This is a genomic window from Mycobacterium sp. Marseille-P9652, from assembly GCF_902652685.1.
GTDB lineage: Bacteria > Actinomycetota > Actinomycetes > Mycobacteriales > Mycobacteriaceae > Mycobacterium.
In genome coordinates, this window is record NZ_CACRUY010000039.1 from 30,351 (window position 1) to 50,946 (window position 20,596).

General features: G+C 71.2%; 24 protein-coding genes. 5 read left to right on the forward strand and 19 right to left on the reverse strand.

Features of this window, described 5'->3' with window-relative positions; genetic code table 11:
• Positions 1-3: 3 nt before the first annotated feature.
• Positions 4-477, reverse strand: coding sequence for a TspO/MBR family protein (locus GPY60_RS18910; protein ID WP_156689223.1), 474 nt, complete (start codon positions 475-477; stop codon positions 4-6).
• Positions 474-2,606 carry an MMPL family transporter gene (locus GPY60_RS18915; protein ID WP_156689224.1) on the reverse strand — a complete coding sequence of 711 codons (2,133 nt, stop codon included), beginning with the start codon at positions 2,604-2,606 and terminating at the stop codon, positions 474-476. Before GPY60_RS18915 ends, GPY60_RS18910 begins: the two co-directional genes overlap by 4 nt.
• 172 nt (positions 2,607-2,778) lie before the next feature.
• On the opposite strand from GPY60_RS18915, the gene fni reads away from it, so the two are divergent.
• Both fni and GPY60_RS18925 read left to right on the forward strand, forming a co-directional pair.
• Positions 2,779-3,819 carry a type 2 isopentenyl-diphosphate Delta-isomerase gene (fni, locus tag GPY60_RS18920; protein ID WP_156689225.1) on the forward strand — a complete coding sequence of 347 codons (1,041 nt, stop codon included), beginning with the start codon at positions 2,779-2,781 and terminating at the stop codon, positions 3,817-3,819.
• Positions 3,820-3,826: 7 nt separating this feature from the next.
• Positions 3,827-5,077: a glycosyltransferase gene (locus GPY60_RS18925; protein ID WP_156689226.1), complete on the forward strand. Its 1,251-nt coding sequence runs from the start codon at positions 3,827-3,829 to the stop codon at positions 5,075-5,077.
• Here the strand turns inward: GPY60_RS18925 and GPY60_RS18930 are convergent, their stop codons facing one another.
• From GPY60_RS18930 to GPY60_RS18955, 6 genes are all read right to left on the reverse strand, one after another.
• Complete coding sequence (locus GPY60_RS18930) at positions 5,078-5,665, reverse strand: MarR family winged helix-turn-helix transcriptional regulator (protein WP_156689227.1); 588 nt, start codon at positions 5,663-5,665, stop codon at positions 5,078-5,080. It abuts the gene before it with no gap.
• Positions 5,666-5,823: 158 nt separating this feature from the next.
• On the reverse strand, positions 5,824-6,156 hold the full coding sequence (locus tag GPY60_RS18935) for a DUF3140 domain-containing protein (protein ID WP_156689228.1): 333 nt from the start codon (positions 6,154-6,156) through the stop codon (positions 5,824-5,826).
• A gap of 12 nt (positions 6,157-6,168) precedes the next feature.
• On the reverse strand, positions 6,169-6,384 hold the full coding sequence (locus GPY60_RS18940) for a DUF2945 domain-containing protein (RefSeq protein ID WP_156689229.1): 216 nt from the start codon (positions 6,382-6,384) through the stop codon (positions 6,169-6,171).
• A 28-nt stretch (positions 6,385-6,412) separates the two neighbouring features.
• A complete protein-coding gene (locus GPY60_RS18945; protein ID WP_231639720.1) occupies positions 6,413-7,909 on the reverse strand; it encodes a DUF2867 domain-containing protein in 1,497 nt (498 codons plus the stop codon).
• Positions 7,902-8,315 (reverse strand): hypothetical protein, encoded by a 414-nt coding sequence (locus GPY60_RS18950; RefSeq protein WP_156689230.1) that lies wholly within the window; start codon positions 8,313-8,315, stop codon positions 7,902-7,904. Before GPY60_RS18950 ends, GPY60_RS18945 begins: the two co-directional genes overlap by 8 nt.
• A gap of 143 nt (positions 8,316-8,458) precedes the next feature.
• Positions 8,459-8,791: a LapA family protein gene (locus GPY60_RS18955; RefSeq protein ID WP_156689231.1), complete on the reverse strand. Its 333-nt coding sequence runs from the start codon at positions 8,789-8,791 to the stop codon at positions 8,459-8,461.
• Positions 8,792-8,893: 102 nt separating this feature from the next.
• Between GPY60_RS18955 and GPY60_RS18960 the strand changes: the two genes are divergently transcribed.
• Positions 8,894-9,124 carry a hypothetical protein gene (locus GPY60_RS18960; protein ID WP_156689232.1) on the forward strand — a complete coding sequence of 77 codons (231 nt, stop codon included), beginning with the start codon at positions 8,894-8,896 and terminating at the stop codon, positions 9,122-9,124.
• Between the two features lie 6 nt (positions 9,125-9,130).
• Here the strand turns inward: GPY60_RS18960 and GPY60_RS18965 are convergent, their stop codons facing one another.
• Genes GPY60_RS18965 through GPY60_RS19005 form a run of 9 tightly spaced genes read right to left on the reverse strand, consistent with a single transcriptional unit; the run spans position 9,131 to position 17,002 of the window.
• On the reverse strand, positions 9,131-9,490 hold the full coding sequence (locus GPY60_RS18965; protein WP_156689233.1) for a DUF2784 domain-containing protein: 360 nt from the start codon (positions 9,488-9,490) through the stop codon (positions 9,131-9,133).
• Positions 9,487-10,497: a DUF5914 domain-containing protein gene (locus GPY60_RS18970; RefSeq protein WP_156689247.1), complete on the reverse strand. Its 1,011-nt coding sequence runs from the start codon at positions 10,495-10,497 to the stop codon at positions 9,487-9,489. The genes GPY60_RS18965 and GPY60_RS18970 overlap by 4 nt, the downstream gene beginning before the upstream one ends.
• A complete protein-coding gene (locus tag GPY60_RS18975) occupies positions 10,497-12,035 on the reverse strand; it encodes an NAD(P)/FAD-dependent oxidoreductase (RefSeq protein ID WP_156689234.1) in 1,539 nt (512 codons plus the stop codon). Before GPY60_RS18975 ends, GPY60_RS18970 begins: the two co-directional genes overlap by 1 nt.
• Positions 12,028-12,756, reverse strand: coding sequence for a class I SAM-dependent methyltransferase (locus GPY60_RS18980; protein WP_156689235.1), 729 nt, complete (start codon positions 12,754-12,756; stop codon positions 12,028-12,030). The genes GPY60_RS18975 and GPY60_RS18980 overlap by 8 nt, the downstream gene beginning before the upstream one ends.
• Positions 12,743-13,054: a lycopene cyclase domain-containing protein gene (locus GPY60_RS18985; protein WP_156689236.1), complete on the reverse strand. Its 312-nt coding sequence runs from the start codon at positions 13,052-13,054 to the stop codon at positions 12,743-12,745. The genes GPY60_RS18980 and GPY60_RS18985 overlap by 14 nt, the downstream gene beginning before the upstream one ends.
• Complete coding sequence (locus GPY60_RS18990) at positions 13,051-13,374, reverse strand: lycopene cyclase domain-containing protein (RefSeq protein ID WP_156689237.1); 324 nt, start codon at positions 13,372-13,374, stop codon at positions 13,051-13,053. The genes GPY60_RS18985 and GPY60_RS18990 overlap by 4 nt, the downstream gene beginning before the upstream one ends.
• On the reverse strand, positions 13,371-14,330 hold the full coding sequence (locus tag GPY60_RS18995; RefSeq protein WP_156689238.1) for a phytoene/squalene synthase family protein: 960 nt from the start codon (positions 14,328-14,330) through the stop codon (positions 13,371-13,373). Before GPY60_RS18995 ends, GPY60_RS18990 begins: the two co-directional genes overlap by 4 nt.
• On the reverse strand, positions 14,327-15,859 hold the full coding sequence (crtI, locus tag GPY60_RS19000; protein ID WP_156689239.1) for a phytoene desaturase family protein: 1,533 nt from the start codon (positions 15,857-15,859) through the stop codon (positions 14,327-14,329). The genes GPY60_RS18995 and crtI overlap by 4 nt, the downstream gene beginning before the upstream one ends.
• Positions 15,860-15,886: 27 nt before the next feature.
• Positions 15,887-17,002, reverse strand: coding sequence for a polyprenyl synthetase family protein (locus GPY60_RS19005; protein WP_156689240.1), 1,116 nt, complete (start codon positions 17,000-17,002; stop codon positions 15,887-15,889).
• Between the two features lie 298 nt (positions 17,003-17,300).
• Here GPY60_RS19005 and GPY60_RS19010 point away from each other — a divergent pair, with 298 nt between their 5' ends.
• Positions 17,301-17,795: a MarR family winged helix-turn-helix transcriptional regulator gene (locus GPY60_RS19010; RefSeq protein ID WP_156689241.1), complete on the forward strand. Its 495-nt coding sequence runs from the start codon at positions 17,301-17,303 to the stop codon at positions 17,793-17,795.
• A gap of 300 nt (positions 17,796-18,095) precedes the next feature.
• Here the strand turns inward: GPY60_RS19010 and GPY60_RS27440 are convergent, their stop codons facing one another.
• Positions 18,096-18,224, reverse strand: a complete 129-nt coding sequence (locus tag GPY60_RS27440) for a hypothetical protein (protein WP_255457252.1) — start codon at positions 18,222-18,224, stop codon at positions 18,096-18,098.
• 66 nt (positions 18,225-18,290) lie between these two features.
• Here GPY60_RS27440 and GPY60_RS19015 point away from each other — a divergent pair, with 66 nt between their 5' ends.
• On the forward strand, positions 18,291-19,097 hold the full coding sequence (locus tag GPY60_RS19015) for a sulfotransferase family protein (protein WP_156689242.1): 807 nt from the start codon (positions 18,291-18,293) through the stop codon (positions 19,095-19,097).
• Between the two features lie 357 nt (positions 19,098-19,454).
• On the opposite strand, the gene GPY60_RS27565 is transcribed toward GPY60_RS19015, so the two are convergent.
• A complete protein-coding gene (locus GPY60_RS27565) occupies positions 19,455-20,435 on the reverse strand; it encodes a hypothetical protein (RefSeq protein WP_156689243.1) in 981 nt (326 codons plus the stop codon).
• Positions 20,436-20,596 lie beyond the last annotated feature (161 nt).

The window sequence follows — 20,596 nt, forward strand, 5'->3', positions numbered from 1 at the left end:
CCCTCAGCGGTTGAGCCGCCAAACATGGGTGGCCAGCACCGTGGCGAAGCTGGTCCACACCGCGTACGGCGACATGGCCAGACCGGCCCGCGGGTCGGCCTGCGCCGTGCGGCGCACCAGGTCGGCGCTGCTGGCCGCCAGCACCGCCGCGCCGATCGCGGACGCACCGAGCCGGTGGTACCGGAAGAACAACCAACTCCAGCTGCCGTTGAGCACCAGGTTCACCCCCAGCGCCGCGGTGTAGCGGCGCGCCTCGTCGTCACGGCCCGCCGCGCGCAACCGGTCGATGGCCACCGCTGACGACGCCGCGATGTCGGTGTAGAGGCTGGTCCACACGATCGGGAAGACCACGTTCGGCGGCTGGTAGGGCGGCTTGCGCAGCCGGTCGAACCACACGGTCCGGGCGCTGGCGACGCTCCCGGCGCCCGCGGCGGTGGCGACGGCGGCCGACGTCGCGGCCAGTATCGACTTCTTCACAGCGTGCTCTCCTCTTGTAGGGCCCTATCTTCTTGCGTACGAGCATGTTTGGCGCGCCTCGGAACGGCCGGCCACCAGACGCGGTCGCCGATCAGGGCGAACAGCGCCGGGATGACGAGCGTCCGCACGACGAACGTGTCGAGCAGGATGCCCAGGCCGACGATGATGCCCAGCTGGGTGAGCACGATCAACGGCAGCACGCCCAGCACGCAGAAGACGGCGGCCAGCACGATGCCCGCGCTGGTGATGACGCCGCCCGTGGCCGACACGGCGCGGACCATGCCGCGGCGCGCGCCGTGGTCGGCCGCCTCCTCGCGGGCGCGGGTGACCAGGAAGATCGTGTAGTCGACCCCCAGCGCGGCCAGGAAGAGGAAGGCGAACAACGGGGTGCTGTTGTCGAGCGCCGGGAAGCCGAACACGTGGATGCTGGACCAGCCGCCGAGGCCCAGCGCGGCCAGCGCGCCCAGGATCGTCGCCGCCAACAGGATCGGCGGCGCCAGCGCCGACCGAAGCAGCGCGAGCAGCACGAGGAAGATCACGCCGAGGATGGCCGGGATGACCAGGTGCCGGTCGTGGGTGGCGGCGTCGCGCACGTCGAGCGCCTGGGCGTCGGGGCCGCCCACCAGCGCCCCGGCGTCGGCCGCCCGCGCCGAGGCCCGCAGCGCCGCGATGGTGGCGAACGCGCGGTCCGAGGCGGGCGGCGCGTCGATCACCACCGACCACTTGGTGAGGCCGCTCGCCGACCGGCCCGACGGGGTCGCCGAGACGACGCCCGGGGTGGCCGCGACTGCCTCTTGGACGCGGGGCGCGGCGGCCGTGGAGGCGACGACGAGGGTGGGGTTGGCCAGCCCGGCGGGGAAGTGCGCCGCCACGATGTCGTAGCCGGTCACCGAGTCGGCGCGCACCCGGAACTGCTCGGTCTGCGACAGGCCGATCCGCGTTCCCAACAGACCGGTGGCCAGGGCCGCCAGGACCACGACGGTGACCGCCCCCACCGCCGCCGGACGCCGGGCGACCCACTCGGCGACCCGGTGCCACGGCCCGGACTCCAGGGTGTCGCGGTCCCCGGGGTGCGGGATGAACGGCCAGAACAGCCGGCGGCCGAGCAGCCCGAGGAGCGGCGGGAGCACCGTGAGCACCGAGACCGCGGCCACGAGCAGGCCGCACGCCGCGAGGGCGCCGAGGCTGCGGGTGCTGGGCGTGGAGGCGAACAGGAGGGTGAGCAACGCCAGCACGACGGTGGCGTTGCTGGCGACGATGGCCGGGCCGGCCATGCGCACCGCCCGGCGCAGCGCGTCACGATGGTCTTGGCGCAGCGCGCCAGCATCCACCGGGTGGCGCGACAGCTCCTGCCGGTAGCGCGAGATCAGCAGCAGCGCGTAGTTGGTCCCCGCGCCGAACACGAGGACGCTGGTGATCCCCGACGTGGCGCCGTCGAAGCTCAGCCCGAGCAGCGGAGCCACCGCCGTGCCGGCCGCGGCGGCGACGCGGTCGGCGAAGCCGATCACCACCAGCGGCACCAGCCACAGCACCGGCGAGCGGTAGGTGGCGATCAGCAGCAGGGCCACCACCGAGGCCGTCACCGCCAGCAGGGTGACGTTGGCGTCGGTGAACGCGCTGGCGATGTCGGCCCCGAAGGCGGGACCCCCCGTGACGTGCGCCTTGAGGTCTTCGGGCAGCCCCTTCGCGGCGGCCGCGCGCAGCGCGGCGACGCGGTCGTTGAGGTCCAGTCCCGACAGGTCGGCGCTGACGGGGACGACGCCGATGGCCGCCCTGCGGTCCGCCGAGACCGTCACGGGCGGGCCGCCGCCCGCGTCGGTGCCACCGGCGACCCCCTGCATCCGGTCCCGGGCGGCCCCGGCGGCGGCCGTGTCGGCGGCGCTCAGCTCGGCGCCGTCCGGGCGGCTGACCACGAGGATCAGCGGCGCGCGGTCGCCGCCGGGGAACTGCCGGGCCAGCGCGTCGACCCGGGCGGAATCCGAGTTGGGCGGGACCGACAGCGGCGCCTGGCCGGCCGCGGCGTTCCCGCCGACGAGCACCATGAAGCCGATGCCCAGCAGCACGACGGCCAACCCCAGCAGCCACGACCGCCGCCCCGTCACGGCGCCGGCCACACCCTCCCATGCCATACCACAAGCATTTCAGTTGCTTAACCATTAATCAACTGAAATGCTGTCCCCGAGCACTGGGCGAGCGAAGTTGCGCCGGGCGGCGCGCGGTGGAAGGCAAAATGGTGAGCATGCACTGGACGCGGGCGGCGAGCCCGCCGGTCACCGGCCGAAGAGTCGCGGCGGGCCGGCCATGAGCGCCGACCCGCGCGCGATGAGCACCCGCAAGCGACGGCACATCGACGTGTGCCTGACCGAGCGGGTCGACTACGAGGCGCTGAGCACCGGGCTGGAGCGCTACCGGCTGCCCTACAACGCGTTCACGCAGACGAACCTCGCCGACATCGACCTGTCCACCGAGTTCTTCGGCGCCGCGCTGCGGGCCCCGGTGCTGATCGGCGCGATGACAGGCGGCGCCGAGCTCTCGCGGACCATCAACCGCAACCTCGCGACCGCCGCCCAGCAACTCGGCGTCGGGATGATGCTCGGTTCCCAGCGGATCATGCTCGACAGCGCCATGGGCGAGCGCGCGGCCCGCAGCTTCGCCATTCGCGACCTGGCTCCGGACGTGCTGTTGTTCGGCAACATCGGGCTGTCGCAGGTGACGAAGGCCGTCGTGCCGGACCTCGTGAAGGCCCTCGACCGGGTGGGCGCCGACGTGCTGGCGGTGCACACCAACCCGCTGCAGGAGGCCATGCAGCACAACGGGGACACCGACTGCACCGGGTCGCTGGGCAGGCTGCGCGAGGTCGCCGACGCGATCGGCTATCCCGTGCTGCTCAAGGAGGTCGGCCACGGGATCGGTGGGGCCGCCGTCGCGGAACTGCTTGGGGCCGAGGGCAATCTGCCGGTGGCCGGCATCGACGTGGCGGGTGCCGGGGGCACCTCCTGGTCACGCGTCGAGCAGTTCGTCCGCTACGGCGAGCTGCGCTACCCGGACCTGGCGGACTGGGGCATCCCCACCGCGCGGGCGATCGTGGAGGTGCGCGAGGCCCTCCCGGGCGTCCCCCTGGTGGCGTCCGGCGGGATCCGCACGGGCATGGACGCGGCCAAGGCGATCGCACTGGGCGCCGACGTGGTGGCGATCGCCCGGCCGCTGCTGGCGCCCGCGATCGAGTCCGCGGCCGCGGTAGTCGACTGGCTGCAGCCGTTCCTCGACGAGCTGCGCGTCTGCCTGCACGGCTGCGGCGTGGCGGACGTCGCGGGCCTGCGCGCCGTCACCCCGATCCAGTGACTCCGACATGTCCGTGATCCTGGCGTACGGCTCGCCCAGCCTGGGCCACCTGCTGCCCATCGGCGCGCTGTTGCGCGAGCTCGCGCGGCGGGGCCACGAGGTGCACCTGCGCTCGATGTCCACCGGCGTCGCGACCATGCGCGCGGCCGGGGTGTATGCCGAGCCGGTCGACCCCGCGATCGAGGCGATCGTCGGGGAGGACTGGCGGGCCCGTAACGCGTTGGGGGTGCTGAAGCGTTCGATCGACGTACTGTGCCGGCGCGCCGTCCTGGAGGTCGGCGACCTGCGTCGCGCGGTGGAGGAGATCCGCCCCGACGCGGTCATCATCGACGCGAACTGCTGGGGCGCGATGTCGGCGGCCGAGGCGGGATCGGTTCCGTGGCTGATCTTTTCGCCCTTCACCCCCTATCTGGCCTCCCGAGGGGTGCCGCCCTTCGGGCCGGGGATGCGGCCGCTGCCGGGCGTCGCCGGCGCCGTCCGTGACGCCTGCGTGCGCCCGATCGTGCGCTACCTGTTCGACGCGCCAATGCTGCCGCGGGTCAACGCGATTCGCGCCCGCCTGGGTGTGCCTGCGGTCGCTTCGGTCGACGAGTTCATGCGACGTGCGCCGCTGCTGCTTGCGGTCGGCGGTGAGCCGTTCGAATACCCGCACCCCGACTGGGGCGATCTGGTGCACCACATCGGGGCGTGCGTGTTCGAACCCTCGACCGCGAGCGCACCCGAGTGGGTGGAGGCCATCGACCGGCCGCTGGTGCTGGTGAACACCTCCTCGATCAAGCAGCCCGATTCCGCGCTCGGCCGAACGGCATTGCAGGCGCTGGCCGACGAGGAGGTGCACGTGGTGGCGACGTTCCCGGCGGGCGTGCCCCGGGACCTGCCGCGTCCCTCCAACGCCACCGTGTGCCGGTTCGTTCCGCATGCGGCCATCCTCGACCGGGCCAGCTGTGCGATCACCCACGGCGGAATGGGCACGACGCTCAAGGCCCTCGACCGCGGGGTTCCCGTGGTGGTGGTCCCCTTCGCGCGCGACCAGGCCGAGGTCGCCCGGCGCGTGCAGGTCGCCCGGTGCGGGGCTCGCCTGCCGGCCAGCAGGCTCACCCCGGACAGGCTGCGGGCCGCGGTCCGCACGGCGATCACGATGGCCGACGGCGCGCGCCGAGTGGCCGCGGGCTTCGCCGCGACGGGAGGCGTCGCGCACGGGGCCGACCTGATCGAGCAGCGGGTGCTCGGCTTCACCGCCGAGCGGCCGGTGCACTGACTAGCGCGCGGCGCGCCGCCGGCCCCTGGTGGTGGCCGCCTTGGTCTCGGCGGCCTTCCCCTCGGCCACCCCGCCATTCTTCGCGGCCTTGGCGTGTTGCGAGAGCTCGGATTCGAAGTCGGCCATCGCCCCGATCATCGCCGTGAAGACGCGGTGGGCGGCGGCGAGGTCCCGGTCGGAGAGGCCCGCCAGCGCCGAATGCAGTTGCGCGCCAAGCGGAGTGAAGAAGGAACGGGCCAGCGCCATGCCGGGCTTTTCGTAGCGGAGCAGCGACTTGCGCCGATCGCCCGGGTCGGGCTCGCGGCGGATGTGGCCGGACTCGATCATCCGGTCCACCAGGTAGGTGATCGCGGCCGGTGAGACGTCCATGCGCTGACGCAGCTGGGCCAGCGTCAGCGGTTCACCCGCCGTCTCGGCGACCATGATGTGCAGCAACGCGTGGAAGTCGCTGCCGCCGACGTCGTTCTGGCGGGCGAAGTGGCGGCCGATGCGGTCAGATTGCGCTGTGATGGCGCGCATGTCGGAAGACATGAGCTTTTCCAGTTCGGCACGGTCGAGTCGCCGATCAGTAGCGCCGCGCTTGGTCACCTACCCGCATTCTTCTTAGAAGGTACGCCGCTCAGCGTATCGGTGACCGCGCGGTGCGGCCGACCCACGCTGTGGGCGTTTCTCTTTTCTCGTCGACGGTCAAGTGACAGTACTCGCCTCGCGGGCCGGTCGCGGCACCGGCGGCTCCAAACCGGTGGTCAGGTTTTGGCCGGGTCGTGCCCCCAGTTCATCAGCGAGTGGCGCCAGGCGGTGTCGTCGATGTTGCCCTTGGGCCGCTGCGCCAGGTGGCGCTTGGCGTACCCGACGACCTTGCGCATGTGCGCGTAGTCGTCGTCGGTGAGGTCGCCCTTCTTCGTGTGCAGTAGCTCGACGATGCGGCGGCCGCTGGCGTGACCGGTCGACTCGTCGCCGTCCCGTTTCTGTCCCACGCTCTGCGACTCGTCGGAATGCAGCCACTTCTCGAGCTCGCGTGCGGTCATGTTGACCGTCTCGTGGAAGCGGTCCCACGTGTCCTGGTCGTCGTCGGCCATGGTGGTCTCCTGTCAGTCCGCGCGGCGCAGCGCGTCGGGCTTGTGCACCGCGTCGGCGCCCGTCTTGTCGCTGCGCACGAGGTATTGCGGGTCGTCCTTGGAGGCGCGCACCCTGCGCCCGGCCGCCTCCGTGTCGGAGGTGATCTTCCGCTCGACCGTTCCCTCGACCGTTTGGCCGTGGCTCTTCCACTCGACCTTGTCGCCCTTGCGAAACGTCTTGTCGCTCATGCCAATCTGTCCTTCACTCGAGTCGCTCTCAACAATGTGCGGGGGCTGCGGCGGCGGTGGTCCCGTGCCGTGCGGTGGCGGTGATGTCGCGCGCGATGCCCCCGAACACCGCCTCCCGGGACGGTCCCGACGCGCTCCACAACAGTTGTCCCGCAAGGCCGTACGGCTGGAACATCGCGCGCTGCCGGTAGAGGGAACCGCCGTTGCCGTCGGAGGCGGCGGACAGTTCCAGCCACAGGCGGCCCGGGAGCGGGATGTCGGCCCGCAGCCGCAGCCGCCGCGGGGCGTCGACGCGTTCCACCCGCCACCAGTCCAGTGCCTCGCCGACGTGCAACCGGTGCCCGTCCAGCGGCCGGCGGCGCGCCCACACCACGCCGACGAGCCCGTTGATCCAGCCGCGCAACGGCCAGCCCAGGGGTGACACCGACCAATTGCGCTCGGCGACAGCGGTTTCGATGGCGCGCCACAGAGTCGCCGGGTCGGTGGGGCTGCGGTGCTGGCGGACGTCGTCGTACAAAGACCCGCCGGCCCACTGCGGGTCGGTGGGCAGGGGCCGGGACGGCTCGCCGTTGGTCTCGGCGCGCGTCCACCGGGTGGACAGGTCGTTGTCCCGCGCGTGGGCCAGCGCGAGCTCGACGGCCTCCTCGTAGTGGGTGAGGCCGCCCTCCGGGTCGGGGATGTGGCGGGCGATGTCGCGGTCGCCGCAGACCACGTCGTTCTCGAGGGACTTCATCAGCGAGACGGCAAGCTGGCGGGGGATGGGGGTCAGCAGGTCCACCCATGGCGCCGAGAGCCGCGGCGTGAGCAACGGCACCGGCAGCGTCGGGCGCCTGGTGAGACCCGCGACGGCGGCGAATTTGCGGATCATCTCCGTGTACGGGAAGCGGTCCGGGCCGCCGATGTCGAACGGCCGGTTGACCTCGGGCGGCAGCTCGGCCGAGTGCACCAGGTAGTAGAGCACGTCGCGCACCGCGATCGGTTGGACGCAGGTCTGCAGCCAGCGCGGCGTGACGATCAGCGGCAGCCGCTCGGTGAGGTAGCGCAGCATCTCGAAGCTGGCCGAACCCGCCCCGATGATCGCGGCCGCGCGCAGTTCCACGGTGGGCACGCCCGACTCCATCAGCACCTCGCCGACCTCGGCGCGCGACGCCAGGTGATCGGACAGCTTCTGGCCCTCCGGGATGATGCCGCCGACGTAGACGATTCGGGACACGCCGGCCTGCGCGGCGGCCCGGGCGACGGTGCGCGCGGCGCGGTGGTCGAATTCGACGAAGTCCGGCCGCATCAGCGAGTGCACCAGGTAGTAGAGAACCTGCTGACCCTCGAGCGCCGCACGGACGGTGTCGCCGTCGACGACGTCGCCCTCGACGACCTCGACGTCGCCGCGCCAGCTCACCGCGTCGAGCTTGGCCGGGTTGCGGGCCAGCACCCGCACGGTGTGCCCCTCCGACAGCAGCTGGGGGATCAGCCGCGTGCCCAGGTATCCCGTGGCGCCGAAGACGGCGCAGCGCAGCGAATCACTCATCGTGGTCGGGGGAGGCGGTATGGGCGGGGTGGCCGTGCGTGCGCCGGCGCTCCTTCATCCCGGCTTCGTGGAGGTGGCGGCGCCCGTCGGTGAGGGCGGTGCGCACCTCCCGTTCGATCTGTTGGAAGCAGCGGTAGTAGCCGTCGTCGTAGTCCTCGACGACCTGGAAGCTCCACCGGCCCGGCAGCACGTTGCGCCCGATCAGCTCGTCGGTGATGCGCTGCGCCAGGTCGGCCTGCCCCAGTTCGCGCAGCTTCGCCACCGCCTCGTCGAGCTGCAGATCGGCGCGGCCGGTAAGCTGGTGAAACGAATACAGGTGTCCGCGTGCCCGTTCGGTCGTCTCCAGCGCCTCGGTCACCTTGCCCACTGCCTGCGCGACGGCTTGGTCGTCACTGTCGTCGGTCATCGGTCTCCTCCCCGCGTGTCACCTGGATGACTTCCCAATGCGCACAGCCTCAATCGCAAAGGAGAATGAAGATCAGTTAAGAAACTTAATGATCAAGAGATAGCGGATTCGGGCCCGGCCACGCTCGGGTGAGGGAGAGCGGGCTAGAGCGGCCGCAGGTTCTTCTTGGCCGCGCGGCGGAGCTGGATCATGCGGGCGGCCCCGACCAGCACGGTGGTGGTGGCACCCGCGACGGCGGCCAGCAGGTAGCCCACCCCGACCGGCAGGTTCCAGTCGAACATCAAGAAGTGCACGGCGACGTTGTCGGTGTTCTGGGCGACGAAGATCAGCAGGATGATGAGGACGAGCAGTCCGAACACCAGCGCCCACCACGCGGCGGCGAGCCGCGTGAACGACGCCGCCCGGTTCGCCCGCGGCGGCACGGCGGTCGCGGGTCCGGGGGAGGCCGGGGAGGGGACGGACGGGTCAGTGCTCATGCCGCTGACTAGCCCTAAACGCGGTCGCCCAAACGCCCTGGGCGGTCGGGTTTGGCCGACGATTGCGCGGGTTAACCGGTCGCCATGGAATACACGGCGGCAGTGCGGCGCGTCCGGAACGGACAGAAGCGGGTGCTGCGCCTGCAGCGGCGCCTGTGGCTGGCCGAGTTGGCCCTCTGGCCGGCCGCCATCGCCTGCACGGCGCTGGTCGCGGCCGGCGGGTGGGTGTGGTGGCAACGCAGGTCGCGCGGCCGTCAAGCCGAGACGGCGGCCAACGCGTGGACGCCCGCCCCTGCACCCGATCCCGCCCCCGAACCGGCGGCCAGCGGGTAGCGGTCGTCAGCCCAGGCGCCGGAACGCCAGCACCGCCCACGAGACGGCGGCGGCGACGAACGCCAGCGCCTGCGCGGCGCCCGTGCGGCCTGTCGGATACACGACGCCCGAGACGTAGCGGTCGATGAAGCCCGTCTCCGGCAGCGGATTCATGCCGGCGCGCCGCCGCGCCCACGCTTCCAGGGCCGTCAGGGGGCAGGGCAGTTCCCAACCCACGACCGCGACCCCCCAGGCGACCACGGGCACGTGCAGCGCCATGGTCTTTGGCCAGCGCAGCGCGAGGAAGCCCCCGACCGGCAGATACATCAGGTAGGCGAAGTGGGCGCCGACGGTCGCGGCGACGGCGGCGGAGTACCCCTTCCTCACGGCCGGTGCGGGGGCTGGGCTGAGCGCAACGCGTACCGGCGCTCGGCGTACGCGATGTCGTCGCGCCACAGGCGCGCCGCCGCGTACCGCATCAGCGGGGAAACCAGGGGCGCGACGCGCGACGCCAGTCGGAACCCGGGGCGATGCGAGTGCGCGATGGTGGCCTCGAGCACGGCCGTCCGCGGCCGACCATCGGGCCCCAAACCGATTGGGGTGGCGTGGGTTTCGACGGTGCTGCCCACGCCCTCGCCGTCCACGATGCGCATCACGATGGTGCGCGCCTCCGGGCAGCTGAATTCGGCGATGACGGGCACGCCGAGGCGACCGAGCCGGAAGGTGACCGCGACGAGGAAGTGGTCGGCCTGCTCGGTGGGCGTGGTGAGCACCTCGAGCCGGGTGAACGAGTACGGGTGGAACCACGCGCCGTGCCACGGGTCGAGCCGGTTGGCGATGACGTCGGCCGGCTCGCAGACCCCGACCATGCCGGCGACGGCGACCATCGTGTCCCCGTCGGGTCGGGCCGGGATCACCGGCTCCTCCAGCGGCGCCTCGCCGCCCACCTTGTCGAGCCGGACCCACACCAGCGCGCCGTCGTCGTGGCTGGGCAGCGGGTTCCAGCCGAACTCGCGCCGCGTGCCGTCGAGCGCGAGACCGTGCCAACGGCACACCAGCGCCCCGTCGCACACGGCGCCGGTGGCCAGGTCGGCCCCGAGGTGGGGGCAGCTGCGCGGACCCACCCGCAGGCGGTGCAGGTCGTCGCGCCAGGCGACGACCTCGACGCCGGCGACGCGCGCGCCGAAGGGCCGGCCGGGCCGCACGTCGCGGCTGGCGGCGAACGCGTACCAGTTGCCGGTGGGCCTGCGCTGCGCGCGTCGCAGCGCGGACTCGATGATCGCGGGGTCGGCGTCCCGGTATGTCGGCCGCTGGCCGGCCCAGGATGTGCGCGGAATGACCTGCAGCGGTGGGTCTTTCGGCCACCTCCACCGGAGCTGTTCGCGGACGTTCATCATCGCCTGGCTCTTTCACGCGTGGCCAGCCTGCGCAGCAGCGGCGAGCGGCCTCGGGTGGGTACGGTCTGCAGCGGGTGACCCGCCAGTCCCCATGATCTCAGCAATTCGTTGGCTGCGCACCATCCGGTGGTGGCGGCGCGTTCCATCAGCGCCACCGGCAGGTCGACGCGGATGGCGTCCCCGGCCAGCAGCAGGCGGGGATGGGGCGTGACGACCCGCGGCCGGTGATCGTAGGTCCCTGGCGCGAACAGCGGGCAGTCCGCGCGTACCAGCGTCCGCTCGGAAACGATCTGTGCCGCTGCCGTTTCCGGGTAGATCCGGTGCAGCTGGCGCACCGCCTCGGCGCGGGAATCCTCGAATTCCATTGCGTAGCAGTGTAGTTCGACGACGGAGCCGGCGTGCGCGCGGGCCCAGTCGGCGGCCTCGCGTTCGTAGCGCTCCAGCACGCTGATGTTGTCCAGCGGCTTGTGGCCGGCGGTCCCTAGGAACGCCGGCCGGTCGGCGGCGACGGGGCGGTCGAGCCACAGCCGGTGCACGGCGAAGGGCGGGGCGATGCGCATCTGGGCGATCTGCGCGCGCCACGCCTCGCCGGACAGGCCATCTGAGGCGGCGACGATGCGCTGCAGGGCCGCGACGTCGGTGGCGAGCACGACCGCGTCTGCGTCGAGGTGCTCGCCGGTGTCGGTGTGCACCGTGAAAGGCGCGCCGCCACCCGTCTCGACCCGCAGGGCGCCGGTGCCGAGCCGGAACCGCACGCCGTGCTTCTCCAGGTAGCGCTGCAGCGGCCGCCAGAGGGCGGTGTCGTAGTTCGCGGTCGGGACGTCGAAGATGAGTCCCTCGCTGGAGCCGAGGAAGTAGATGTGGAACATCGCCGCCAGCTCGGCCGCCGACAGCTCCGACGGGTCGGCGAAGAAGCTGCGCGAGAACACCTCGAACGCCAGGTGGCGCGCCGCCTCGGGGAACCGGATGTCGGCGAGAAAGGTTGCGGCGTCCCGACTGTCGAGCCGCTCGTAGATCCCGGGGACCGACACCGCGGCCAGCGGCGCGGCGGCCCGGGCGTCGATGACCAGGAAGTCGCGCAACCGGAACGTCGGGCTGCGCGGGGCGAAGGCGACCGCGTTCCACGGCGGGCTCTGTGGCAGCCCGCGGAAGGTGTCGCGCCGGCCGTCGCCGTCGATCAGCGGGTAGTCGTCGACCGCGGTGAGCATGTCCAGCCGCGGGTCGATCCGGCCGAGCAGCGCGCGCAGGTTGTAGTACTGGCGGAAGAAGGCGTGAAACCCGCGATTCATGGCGAGTTCGGGGCCCGTCCCGTCGGCGTCCTCGGTCCAGCCGCCGACCCGGCCGCCCAGGTAGCGCTCGCGTTCGATCACCTCGACGTCGACGCCACGTTCGGCGAGCCCGGTCGCGGCGGTCAGTCCCGCGATGCCCCCGCCGACGACGACCACCCGCGGCCGAGATGGCAGCGCGGCGGCGTGGGGCAATCCGGCTGCGGCGGGCAGGGTTTCGCGGCGGCGGTCGGTGCCGTACTCAGTCATCGGGGGCGTCTGCGAGGAAGGTGTGAACAATGTTGGCCTCCCAGCCGGGCACCGTTTCGCTGCGCACGGCGGTGAAGCCGGCGTCGGCGAGGCGCTGCCGAAACTTCGTGGCGCCGTCGAAGGCCAGCACGCTGCGCCACAGGTAGCGGTACAGGCCCGCGTCGCGCGTGCGCCACCACCCGGACGGGATGATGATGCCCCAGCACACGGCGTGCCAGACGCAGGTGGCCACCCGGGAGTCGCCCACGGAGTATTCGTGCACGGCAAGCGTGCCGCCGGGGCGCAGCAGTTCGCGGAACCTGCGCAGCTGGCCGTCGCGGTCGTCGACATTGCGGATCAAGTAGGCGGCCAGGATGCCGTCGAACGGGCCGGTGACGCCGTGCTCGGCCAGTTGCTCGACGGGGGAGTGCACGAACCGCACCGTCGCCGGCCAGTCCTTGGCGAGCGCGGAGTCGAGCATGCCCTTCGAGGCGTCCACGGCGACGATCTCGGCCTCGGGGGCGGCCGCGAGCAGGGCGGCCGTCGACGCGCCGGTGCCGCAGCCGGCGTCGAGCAGGCGTAATCCCTTGCCCCTGTTGGGTAGGTGCATGCGCCGTGCCGACAGGGCCAGGTGGGCGTGATAGCCCGGATTGGCGCCGACGAGGCGGTCGTAAGCCGCCGCCCCGGCATCGAACGCGGCCGACAGGTCGCCCCGCGGCACACCGAGTTCACCCACGCGCACGTTGCCGTTCCCAGAGCAGGAGCACCGCTGTGACGAGGGCGAAGCCGAACAGGAAATCTTCGACGGGAATGTCGAACGGGAAGCGCACGCCGCTGGTCTGGCGGTCGTCGTAAATGACGACGGGGGCGCTCAGCTTGGTCAGCCACCCGTCGACCGGCACCTGGAAGCCCAGGACGATGAGCATGGACAGCCAGTAGGCCGGCCGCCGGAACAGGCCGGTGCGCAGCACCGCCAATTCCATTGCGCAGACCGCGATGACGGCCACGACCGCCGGCACTGTGTAACCCAGTCCGGTCACCGCTGGCGGACCTTCCCGAGGATGGTGCTGACGGCGTTGTAGGTCAGCAGGCCGCAGATCGGGATCACGAGAAAGAACAGCACCTCCTCGATCGGCACGTGGACGGGCACGCTCAGGCCGCTGATGTAGGCGGCGCTGTAGGTCCACACGTGCGCGGCGACGGCGATCTCGTCCCAGACGAGGAACACGGCCGCGACCGGCAGGACGGAGACGGCGAGGCGCCGCCACTGGCGGTAGACACCCGGACCGAACAGCTCGAGCGGCGCGGTGACGGCCAGACATGCGGCGAGAACCAGAAGGTACTGCCACCGATCGCTCATGCGGCTCCCGAATTCCGGGGATCAGGGACGTTTGCCGCGCTGCCGCGCGCCCGCCACGACCGTATCAGCCCGACACCGGCGACCTGCAGCCGTCGAGCCTTGCCGACGGTGGCCCGGTGGCTGAACACGGCGAAGTCGCTGGCCTCGATGCGGTCCAGGATTTCCGAGTACAGCTCCGACGCGGTCGCGACGCACGGGCGGGAGCGGGGCGCCAGCGTGGCGATGCCCGCGTCGGCGAAACGGTATGTGTCGCGCGTGATTTCGTGCTGGGCCGCCAGGGCCTCGCGCACGCGCGGTTCGGTGCGGCGGTTGCGGTGACACCACATGAGCAGGTCGCGGTCGACGCCGTGGGCCGCGAGCTCGTCGGCCGGCAGGTAGACCCGGCCGCGCAGCAGGTCCTCGTCGACGTCGCGCAGGAAGTTGGTGAGCTGGAACGCCCGGCCCAGCCCGGCGGCGTAGGGCGCCGCCTCCTCGACGGGCACCACGGTGCCGAGGATCGGCAGCACCTGCAGCCCGATGGCCTCCGCGGAGCCGCGCATGTAGAGGTTGAGCGCCTCGCGGTCGGGATAGTCGGTGACGGTGAAGTCCATCCGCATCGACGCGAGGAAGTCCTCGAACAGCGCGGCGTCGATCCCGTACCGCCGCACCGTGTGGAGGACGGCGGTCAGCACCGGGTCGCCGGCGTGGTCGCCGGCGAAGAACCGGTCGGTGAGTTGCTGCAGCCGCTCGGCGCGGACGTCGGTGCCCAGCGCCGGGTCGAGGTCGTCGAGGATGTCGTCGGCGTAGCGGGCGAAGCCGTACAGCGCGTGGATGCCCGGCCGTTGGTCGGGCGCCAGCAGCCGGGTGGCCAGAAAGAACGTCCGGCCGTGCGCGGCGTTGAGTTCGCGGCAGCGGCGGTATCCCTCGCGCAGGGCGGGATCGTCGATACCGGCCGCGTCCAGTTCGCTGCGCATCATGGCAATCCAGCTTTCATGTCGATCTGCGTCGGCCTGCGGTCAGCCCGCCCGCCGTCTGGTCCGGTGACGCGGTCGGCGGCCAGCCGCCCCGAGATCAGCGCGGTGGGCACGCCCACACCGGGGACGGTGGACGACCCGGCCAGCACGGCGTTCTCGATTCCGCGCACCATGTTGCCCGGGCGGAACGGGCCGGTCTGCCCGAACGTGTGGGCCAGCGCGAACGGGCTGCCGGCCGCCATGCCCTGGCGGGCCCAGTCGGCGGGGGTTACGACGTCGAGGACGGTCGCGTCCTCACGGAGGTGGGGCAGCAGCCGGTCGGTCACCTCGTCGATCATCGTCTCGGTGTAGGTGTCGCGGACGGCGGCCCAGTCGACGGTGCCGCGCTCGAGGTTGGGCGCCGGGGCGAGCACGTACAGCAGGTCGCGGCCGGCGGGCGCGAGCGTGGGGTCGCTGGCCGTCGGCCGGGTGACGAGCAGCGACGGGTCCCGCATCAGCCGCCCGTCGCGGATGATGTCGGTGAACGTCTGGTTCCACTCGTCGCCGAACAGGATGGTGTGGTGCGGCGTCGGGGGCGTGACGGCGCGGCAGCCGATGTGGGCCACCACCGCCGACGGCGACGGCCGCAGCCGCAGCAGCCGCCGCGGCGTGCGGCCGAGCAGTGCATACGTCTGGGGCAGTTCGGTGGTGAGCACCACGGCGTCGCACGGAATCCGGCCGGTTTCCTGCGTGCGCACGGCGCTGACCCGGCCGGCGGTGCGTTCCAGGCCGGTGACCGTGGCGCCGTAGCTGAACCGCACACCGGCATCGACCGCGGCGGCGGCCAGCGCGTCGGGCAGGGCCCGCACACCGCCGCGGGGGAAGAACACGCCCGAGATGGTGTCCATGTAGGCGATGACGGCGTAGGCGGCCAGCGCGTCGCGCGGCGCGACGCCGGCGTACAGCGACTGGAATGTGAAGACCCGCTGCAGGCGGTCGTCGCTGATGTAGCGCCGGACCATGCGCCCCCACTTGCGGAAGCCGCCGATCGCGGCGAGTCGGGCCAGCTGCGGGGTGAGCAGCGACAGCGGGGAGTCGAAGTTGGCGGAGATGAACCCGTCGAACTCGACGCGGTACAACCGCTCCAGCCACTCGCGCAGCCGCTGGTAGCCGGCCGCCTCACCGGCGCCGGCGAACTCCTCGATCGCGGCCGTCATCCGCGCGGCGTCGGAGTGCACGTCGATCGCGCTGCCGTCGGCGAACGCGGCGCGGTAGGCCGGGTCGACCGGCAGCAGCTCGAGCCGGCTGGACCGGTCCTCGCCGACGGCGGCGAAGACGTCGTCGATGATGTCGGGCATCGTCAGCACCGTCGGGCCCGTGTCGATGCGGTAGCCGTCGACGTCGAGCCGCCCGGCCCGCCCGCCCGGCCACGGGTTGCGCTCGACGACGGTGACCGCGCGGCCCCGGCCCGCCAGGTGCAGCGCCGCCGCCAGCCCGGCCAGGCCGGCGCCGACGACCACCACGTGGTCGCCTCGTCCCTCGATGGTCCGCATGGTCACTCCGATACCACCTTCGTCATGTCAGACGGCCCTGTCGGTGCAGGCGGCCGCCATGTTGTGCAGCGCGGCGCGCAGCGCGTCGTCGATGCCCAGGTCGTCGATCTGCTCGCGCGCCGACGCGACGCGCCCACTGATCATCTCTTCTATCAAGTCGGCCGCGCCGGTGGCGGCGATCAGGCCTTTCCACCGGTCGATCGCGGCGTCGTCGAGGCGCTCGGCGTTCATCAGCTCGCCCATCTCCCTGCGGGCGGACGCGTCGGCCAGTTGGTAGGCGGTGACGACGACGCTCGTCGCCTTGCGTTCGAGCAGGTCGCCGGCGTTGGGCTTGCCCGTCGTCTCCGGGGTGCCGAAGACGCCCAGCAGGTCGTCGCGAAGCTGGAAGGCCTCGCCGACGGCGTCGCCGTAGCGGCCGAGGTGCGCGAGGGTCCGCTCGTCGCAGTCGGCCATCGCCGCGCCGATCTCCAGCGGACGGCGCACCGTGTAGTTGCCCGACTTGCGCCTCGCCACGTCGAGCACGGTCTCCAGCGACGGCAGGCAGCGGACGTCGTTGGCCAGATCGGCGAACTGTCCCACCGCGAGTTCGGTGCGCATGGCGTCATAGCGCCGGCACACCCGCTGAAGGCTTTGCGGATCGGGGATGTTTTCGCGGAGCATCTGTTCGGCCCAGATCAGGCACAGGTCGCCCAGCAGGGTCGCCGCGGATTCGCCGAACCGCCAAGCCGAGCCCGACAGGCCGCGCCGGCGATGCCAGTCGGCGAATTGCAGGTGCGCCGCGGGCCGGCCGCGCCGTTCCGCGGATCCGTCCATCACGTCGTCCTGCAGCAGGGCGAAGGCGTGCAGCAACTCCAGGCTCGCCGCGGCCTTTAATGCCGCGCGGTTCGGCGCGGCCCCGCACAGCCAGCCCAGGTACATGAAGGTCGAGCGCAGGCACTTGCCGCCCGAGACGAACTCGACGAGCACGTCGCCCGCCACGTCGACCCCCGTCCCGGCCAGGTCGGTGACCCGGCGTTCGGCGACGAACTCGGCGACCTCGGCGAGGACGGCGCGCCGCACCCCCGACCGCCAGCCGTCGAAGTCGTCCGTGTCAGGCCAGGTGGGCACCGCCCGGGTGGCGGTCCTCAATGTCAAAGCACGCATTCGCCCACGCGCTCCCTTCCGGATGGTTCGGCTTCGGCAGGCTCCAACGGCTCAAACACCGCGGTCATACCCCCGGTCGACGGGGGCAAAACCGCGACGTCCTCGCTGACCGCCGGGCCCTGTCGACGTACACGATGGGTCAAGCTCGTAGGTTCAATTTCTTAAAGATTAATTTAGTGAAGGTCATCCTGCACGGTCGACGGAGGGTGGGATTGGTGGAGCTGCCCAGCCGCCGTTAAGCGACTTAACCGTTAACGAACTGAATAATTTCCCATTTGCGGGATATGCTGAGTTCGTTATGGACGCTGACGACCAGCGCTGGGGGCGGGACGCCCTGGAGTGGCTGATCTCGGCCGATCTGCGCGAGGTCTCGACCGAATCGGACCAGATCGGCCGCCTGTTCGCGTTGTCACACGACTTGCGGCCCAACGACTTCCGGGCACTTTTACACATCATGGTGGCCGAGACCGCCGGGCTGCCGATGACCTCCGGCGACCTCAGTCATCGGATGGGACTGTCGGGGTCGGCCATCACCTACCTGGTGGACCGTCTGATCGAGGCGGGCCATATCCGCCGCGATTCCCACCCGGATGACCGTCGCAAGGTGGTCCTGAGGCACGGGGACTCAGCCGTCGCGACCGCCCGCTCGTTCTTCAGCCCGCTCGGCGAACACACCCACATCGCACTCGCGGACCTTCCCGACAGCGACCTGGAGGCGGCGCATCGCGTGCTCACCGGGCTTATCGCCGCGATGCGCGGGTTTCGGGAGGAACTGGGCGCCCCCCAGGGCTGACGGCCGTCGTTTCAGACGTCCTCGAGGCCGCATCACTATGGGCGGGGGCGGTCCGGACTCGGCGGGTGGAGAATATTCCGCCGACCCCTGGTCGGATAATCACCGGACCAATTCAAATAAGAATGGATCCTTCCCGTGTCATCGAATCTTCGAAAGGCAACAGCTTAGCGGCGCTGGTAATTCAATACAGTCGTCCCGTCGGAGGCGGCGCAACACCGCCGTCGCTGATGTGGACAAGGTCCGCCACGAACTGAAATCACCTAGCCGGCAGAACAACCGGTCGTCTATCAGTTGGCAAGCCTAGCCTTCGAGAACGGCTACTTCAGATTTTTCAGTATCGGCGGTTTCATCGCCGCCAATGGCGGTTTGGGTCGTAGCGCGGATTTCCATAAAGGCAATATTCCGGGCACGAGGTTCGGCTAAGATCACGGCATCACAAGTTCGATTTTGCGGGCAATGCCATGGCGCGCAGAGTAAGCCGGGGAGTGTTCTTCGATGACCATCCACTTCATCTCGGGTCTGCCGCGTTCGGGTTCGACGTTGCTGGCCGCGTTGCTCCGGCAAAACCCGCGGTTTCAGGCCGGGATGTCCGGTCCGCTGGCCGGGCTGTTCGGCGCTCTTCTGGGTGAGATGAGCGGGCGCAACGAGTTTTCGGTGTTCATCGACGACACCAGGCGCGAGCGCATCTTGAGGGGATTGTTCGACAACTTCTACGCCGACAGCACCGCCGACGTGATCTTTGACACCAACCGCGGCTGGTGTCAGTGGATGCCGGCGATCGCGCGGCTGTTTCCAGATGCGAAAGTCATCGCCTGCGTGCGCGAATTGCAGTGGATTGTGGACAGCATCGAGCGGTTGATCCAGCGCAACGTCTTCAGCCCGTCGTCGATCTTTAACTACAGTGCCGGCGGCACGGTCTACACCCGCGCGCAACAGGTGGTGGGTCCCGACGGCATGGTCGGTGGGCCCTACGACGCGCTCAAGCAGGCCTGTTATGGCGCGCAACGGGATCGCCTGCTGTTGGTGCAGTACGAAACGTTGACCGTCGACCCGGCCACGACGATGAAGGCTATCTACGCGTTCCTGGGCGAGCCACAGTTCGAGCACGATTTCAGCCACGTCGATTACGACGTCACCGAGTTCGACGAGCGGGCCGGCACCCCGGGCCTGCACACCGTGCGGGGCACGGTGAAGGCAGAACCGCGCGACACCTTGCTGCCCCCGGACCTGTTCAACCGTTTCCTCAACGACGCCTTCTGGCGCAACCAGGACCGGATTCCGCCCGGGCTGCAGGTCCTGTAGGGCTTCTCTTTTCGTAACGCTCAGTCGGACGGCCAAGGCGACTTGGCTCGCACGTCCTGTCTTCTCGGAGTTGATCGAGCACCGGGTCCTGCCCTGGCGCAGGCTTGGCCAACCGTGGGTGGTGCGATCGTGAGATCTACTCCACCACGTGGGGCTTGAGGCGCACTTCCTAAGTGCCGTGCCCCGACCGGGATCCACGCTCGGGCTCGGGACGGCGCCGACGAGCTCCGTCGCCGATTTGGCTGGCACCGCATCCGACCGGCACGAGTCGTGTTGGGCTCGCTGCCTAAAACCGGCAGCCGCGGCCGGTCCTTTCGGACCCAGCCGCGGCTGCCGTCTTCACCGGCCGACGACCTGTTATGGGAAGTTGAGGCCGTTGACGCCGTTGGTGCCGTTGACGTTGCCGATGCCATCGGTGGCCTGCTGCCCGAAGCCGCCGGCGCCGCCAATGCCGTGTCCGCCGTCACCGCCGTTGCCGCCGTGCCCGACACCGGTCAGGCTGCCCGCGCCACCGGCTCCGCCGTGCCCGCCGACACCGGACGCGTTGCCGTTGTTGCGGGCGTAGCCGCCGTTACCGCCGTTGCCGCCATAGGCACCGGGGACGGCACCACCGGCACCGCCGGCCGCGCCATAGCCGCCGGTGGCGTTGGCGGTTACGGTGCCCGCAGCCCCTTGGACCACGGCGAAGCCGCCGGTGCCTCCGTAGCCGCCCGCAGCCCCCGGAACGGTCCCGTTGCCGCCAGCCCCACCGGCCCCGCCGGTGGCGGTGCCGGTGACAATAGTGCCGGCACCATTGGCGAGTACTGCGCCGCTGCCGCCGGTCCCGCCGTGACCGCGAGAGGCCCCGGTGCCGCTGTCGCCACCGGCACCGCCGATGGCGTGGGCAGACTTGACGGTGCCGCCGTTGTAGCCGCCGAGGCGGGCGTATTGTCCGCGACCGCCGTAGCTGCCATCGTGCCCGGCGCCGCCCGCGCCGCCAATCGCGCTGCTATTAGCGATTGCGCCGCCGAAGAGGGCCCTGACGCTGGCGTAGCCTCCGCTCCGGCCGGCGCCGCCGTTGGTACCGGCACCGCCCGCGCCGCCGGTGCCGGTGGTGCCGGTAATGGTGCTGTTGCCGTAGGAGCTGACGATGACCCTGCCTCCGTAGCCGGTGAAGGCGCTGGCGTCACCGGCGCCACCGGCACCGCCGGTGAAGGTGCTGGCACCGATTGAGCCGCCGGTACTCACCCGGCTGTTGACATTGCCGCCGGCGCCGCCGGTGCCGCCATTGGTGCCGGCGCCGCCGGCGCCACCGGTGAAGGTGCTGTTGGCAACCTTGCCGGTGGAGTCTGCCCGCAAGCGGTTGTAGCCTCCGTTGCCGCCGTGGCCGCCGTTGCTGCCGGCGCCGCCGGCACCACCGGTGACGTTGCTGCCAGTTACGTTGGCGCCGCCACCGTAAGCCCCGACGCGGCCGTCAGCTCCGGCACCTCCAACACCGTTATCGCCGGCGCCTCCGGCAC

Excerpts from the sequence above, each read along its gene's own strand:
- GPY60_RS18915 (WP_156689224.1), bottom strand. The coding sequence starts at position 2,606 with ATGGCATGGGAGGGTGTGGCCGGCGCCGTGACGGGGCGGCGGTCGTGG.
- fni (WP_156689225.1), top strand. The coding sequence starts at position 2,779 with ATGAGCGCCGACCCGCGCGCGATGAGCACCCGCAAGCGACGGCACATC.
- GPY60_RS18925 (WP_156689226.1), top strand. The coding sequence starts at position 3,827 with ATGTCCGTGATCCTGGCGTACGGCTCGCCCAGCCTGGGCCACCTGCTG.
- GPY60_RS18935 (WP_156689228.1), bottom strand. The coding sequence starts at position 6,156 with ATGGCCGACGACGACCAGGACACGTGGGACCGCTTCCACGAGACGGTC.
- GPY60_RS18940 (WP_156689229.1), bottom strand. The coding sequence starts at position 6,384 with ATGAGCGACAAGACGTTTCGCAAGGGCGACAAGGTCGAGTGGAAGAGC.
- GPY60_RS18945 (WP_231639720.1), bottom strand. The coding sequence starts at position 7,909 with ATGAGTGATTCGCTGCGCTGCGCCGTCTTCGGCGCCACGGGATACCTG.
- GPY60_RS18950 (WP_156689230.1), bottom strand. The coding sequence starts at position 8,315 with ATGACCGACGACAGTGACGACCAAGCCGTCGCGCAGGCAGTGGGCAAG.
- GPY60_RS18955 (WP_156689231.1), bottom strand. The coding sequence starts at position 8,791 with ATGAGCACTGACCCGTCCGTCCCCTCCCCGGCCTCCCCCGGACCCGCG.
- GPY60_RS18970 (WP_156689247.1), bottom strand. The coding sequence starts at position 10,497 with ATGAACGTCCGCGAACAGCTCCGGTGGAGGTGGCCGAAAGACCCACCG.
- GPY60_RS18975 (WP_156689234.1), bottom strand. The coding sequence starts at position 12,035 with ATGACTGAGTACGGCACCGACCGCCGCCGCGAAACCCTGCCCGCCGCA.
- GPY60_RS18990 (WP_156689237.1), bottom strand. The coding sequence starts at position 13,374 with ATGAGCGATCGGTGGCAGTACCTTCTGGTTCTCGCCGCATGTCTGGCC.
- GPY60_RS18995 (WP_156689238.1), bottom strand. The coding sequence starts at position 14,330 with ATGATGCGCAGCGAACTGGACGCGGCCGGTATCGACGATCCCGCCCTG.
- crtI (WP_156689239.1), bottom strand. The coding sequence starts at position 15,859 with ATGCGGACCATCGAGGGACGAGGCGACCACGTGGTGGTCGTCGGCGCC.
- GPY60_RS19005 (WP_156689240.1), bottom strand. The coding sequence starts at position 17,002 with ATGCGTGCTTTGACATTGAGGACCGCCACCCGGGCGGTGCCCACCTGG.
- GPY60_RS19010 (WP_156689241.1), top strand. The coding sequence starts at position 17,301 with ATGGACGCTGACGACCAGCGCTGGGGGCGGGACGCCCTGGAGTGGCTG.
- GPY60_RS19015 (WP_156689242.1), top strand. The coding sequence starts at position 18,291 with ATGACCATCCACTTCATCTCGGGTCTGCCGCGTTCGGGTTCGACGTTG.